This window comes from Actinosynnema sp., from assembly GCF_052038725.1.
In genome coordinates, this window is sequence record NZ_JBQGCX010000693.1 from 1 (window position 1) to 2,984 (window position 2,984).

Here is a 2,984-nt window from a genome sequence, read left to right on the forward strand (position 1 = left end):
GGCCAGCTGCGAGGCCTGCTCGGCCCGCTCGGACGACGCGACCCCGTCGCACACCACCACCGCGAGCCCGCGCCCGCGCGCCCGGCCGAACGCCATCGAGTCCTCGTTGCGCTTGCGCCGCCTCCCCCGGTCGCTCACCCCGGCCATGCCGGGAAGGGTGAACTCGACGCGGTCGCGCGGCGACGGCCGGGTTCTGCCGCACTGCGGGCAGGCGCCGTCCTCCCCGTAGTCGCCCTCCCCGCACGGGCACCGCTCGTCGGGCAGGGCGGGCGGCCCTCCGACGGGGGTGCGCCGCAGGCGCAGGTTGCGGCCACAGGCCGCGCAGAACCGGTCTTGCGCCGTCACGGGGGCGGCGCACTCGGGGCAAGCATCCATGATCACACCAGTGTCCTCGGCCGGACCGCGTTCGCACGGTCGACCAGCGCTATCCGTTCCTCCGGGGTGTCGGCGAGCCTGGCGAGCAGCCGGTAGCTGCGCTCCAGACCGAGCCGCAGCCCCTTGTCGGTGACCGCGCAGCCCAGCAGCCGCGCGCTCACCCTGCGGTCCTCCGCCGGGACGGCCAGCGCCGCCGCCAGCAGCTCCGCCGTCAACTCGGCCCGACGGCCCGCGTCCAGCGCGAGCGGCTCCAACAGGGAGCCCGCCCGCAGCACGTCCGCGATGCCGCCCATGGCCAGCACGTGCACCGCGCTCACCCGCGCGGCCACGTGGTGCCGGGACGTGTCGGGCACCGTGTGCAGCACCTCCACCGCCCCGTCCCGGTCGTCGTCGCACGCCAGCAGCGCGCGCGCCAGGCCGAACGCGGCGGCGGTGTGCGCGTGGTCGGTGCGCCACACCACCCGGTACAGCTCGGCCGCCGCCCGGTGCTCGCCCGCCGCCTCCGCGCACACCGCCGCGGCCAGCTTCGGCGCGGCCTCGCCGGGCAGCACGTCGCCGATCCCGTCGAACAGCTCCCGCGCCGCCTGCACGCGCCCCCCGGCCAGGGCGATCAGGCCCCGGTACCAGTCCGGCCGCCAGTCGTCGGAGGCGGGCGCGGCCGGGTCGTCGTCGGCCAGCCGGTCCAGGGCGTCCAGCTCGGCCAGCGCCTGCGCGGGCAGGTCGCTGTCCAGCAGGGCCCGCACCACCCGCAGCCGCACCTCCAGGGTGACCTCCGGGGCGCGCCGCAGGATGCGCACCACCTCGGACGGCTCGCCGGTGGTGGTGGCCAGCAGGCCCGCCGCCGGGTCGCCCAGGTCGACCTGCGGCACCGCCAGCCCCAGCGCGGCCTCGCCCCGGTCCAGCTCGCCGCCGCAGCCGAACGCCCGCCGCTCCGGCGTGAACTGCCGCGACAGGCCCGGCCGCTGCCTGCCGTCCTGCGCGGCCAGCACCTCCCGCAGCACCCCGGTCAGCTGCTCGGCCATCTCCCCGGCCGAGGCGAACCGCTGGTTGGGGTCCGGGTGGCAGGCGCGCAGCAGGAACCGCCGCAGCGAGTCGTGCTCGGCCAGCAGCGGCTGCTCGACCGCGTCGGGCAGGGACCTGAGGTGCTTGCCCCGGAAGTCGAAGCGGAAGCACATCAGCGCCAGCGCCCGCCCGACCGTGTACAGGTCGGAGGCCACCGACGGGCCGCGCTTGCCGATCTCCGGGGCCTGGTAGCCGATGGTGCCGTAGATGGGGGAGGTGCGGTCGTCGGCGCGGCGCACCGCGCCCAGGTCGATGAGCTTGAGCTGCTCCTCGGTCTGGATCACGTTGTCCGGCTTGAAGTCGCAGTACAGCAGGCCCACGCCGTGCAGGTAGCCGAGCGCGGGCAGCACCTCCAGCGCGTAGGCGATGGCCCGCTCCACCGGCAGCGCGCCCGACCGGTCGTTGATCAGGTCCTTGACGGTGGTGCCGCCGACGTACTCCATGACGATGTAGTCGGTGGGGTCGCCGGTGCGCCGGTCGGTGTGCCGCACGAAGTTGTGGATCTTCACGATGGTGGGGTGCTCGACCTCGGCCAGGAACCGCCGCTCGGCGACGGCGGCGGCCTTCGCGTCGGCGTCCCCGGAGTCCAGCAGGCCCTTGAGCACGACCCAGCGGTTGGACACGGCGGTGTCGGCGGCCAGGTAGATCCAGCCCAGGCCGCCGTGCGCCAGGCAGCCGAGCACCTCGTACTGGCCGTGCAGCAGCTCGCCCCTGGCCAGCTTGGGGGCGAACGAGTAGCCGTGGCCGCAGTGCGTGCAGAACCCCTCGACCAGTCCGGGGCGCCCGGAGCGGGTGCGCCCGACCTCCTTGCCGCAGGCGCTGCAGAACCGCTTGGCCTCGGGCACCTCGGGGTTGACCAGCACCGCCTGCTTGGGGTCCCGGTAGGGCACCGGCGGCACCTCGACCAGGCCGGCGCCGAGCCTGCCGCGCGGGGCGGCGGACCGGGTGGAGCCCCGCCGGGTCCGGCCGCTGGACGAGCCGGAGCCCGCGGAACCGGTCCGGGAGCGCGACCCGGAGCGGGAACCCGAACGGGACTTGGAGTCGCGGGAGCCGCGCACCGACCGGCCCCAGGTGGCGGGCCAGGCGGCCGTGCCGCCGGGACGACCGGCGGTGTCGGGCACGGTGCCCTCGGCGGTGGCCGGGCCGCTGTCGTCGTCATCGTCCCAGGTGGGGGCCTGGGCGCGGGTGCCCGCGCTGTCGGGGTCGTCGTCGAAGCGCGGGGGACGGGCGCGGGTCGCCCCGCGGTCCCGGTCCGCCTCGGGCGACCACGCCCCCGTCGCGCCGCTGCCCAGGCCCGCGTCGGGCGACCACGCCCCCGTCGCCGCGCTGTCCCGGTCGGCGGAGAGCGACCAGGCCCCGGTGGCCCCGCTGTCCGGGGCCTCGTCGGCGGGCCAGGCGCCGGTCGCGCCGCTGTCGTCGTCCCACGTCGGCCGCTGCGCCAGGGTGCCGTCGCGCCCGGCGGGCGGGGGCAGGCGGCGGGGCGGTGCGGTCGCGCCCGTGGCCGTCGCCGGGAACAGCCGGGCGCGGGCGTCCTCGCCGGACCGGGC

General features: G+C 77.3%; 2 protein-coding genes. Both read right to left on the minus strand.

Features of this window, described 5'->3' with window-relative positions; translation table 11 throughout:
• A partial coding sequence (locus ACTUAL_RS14560) for a double zinc ribbon domain-containing protein (protein ID WP_440900621.1) occupies positions 1-375 on the minus strand: 375 nt, incomplete at its 3' end.
• 2 nt (positions 376-377) lie between these two features.
• A partial coding sequence (locus tag ACTUAL_RS14565) for a tetratricopeptide repeat protein (RefSeq protein ID WP_440900620.1) occupies positions 378-2,984 on the minus strand: 2,607 nt, incomplete at its 5' end.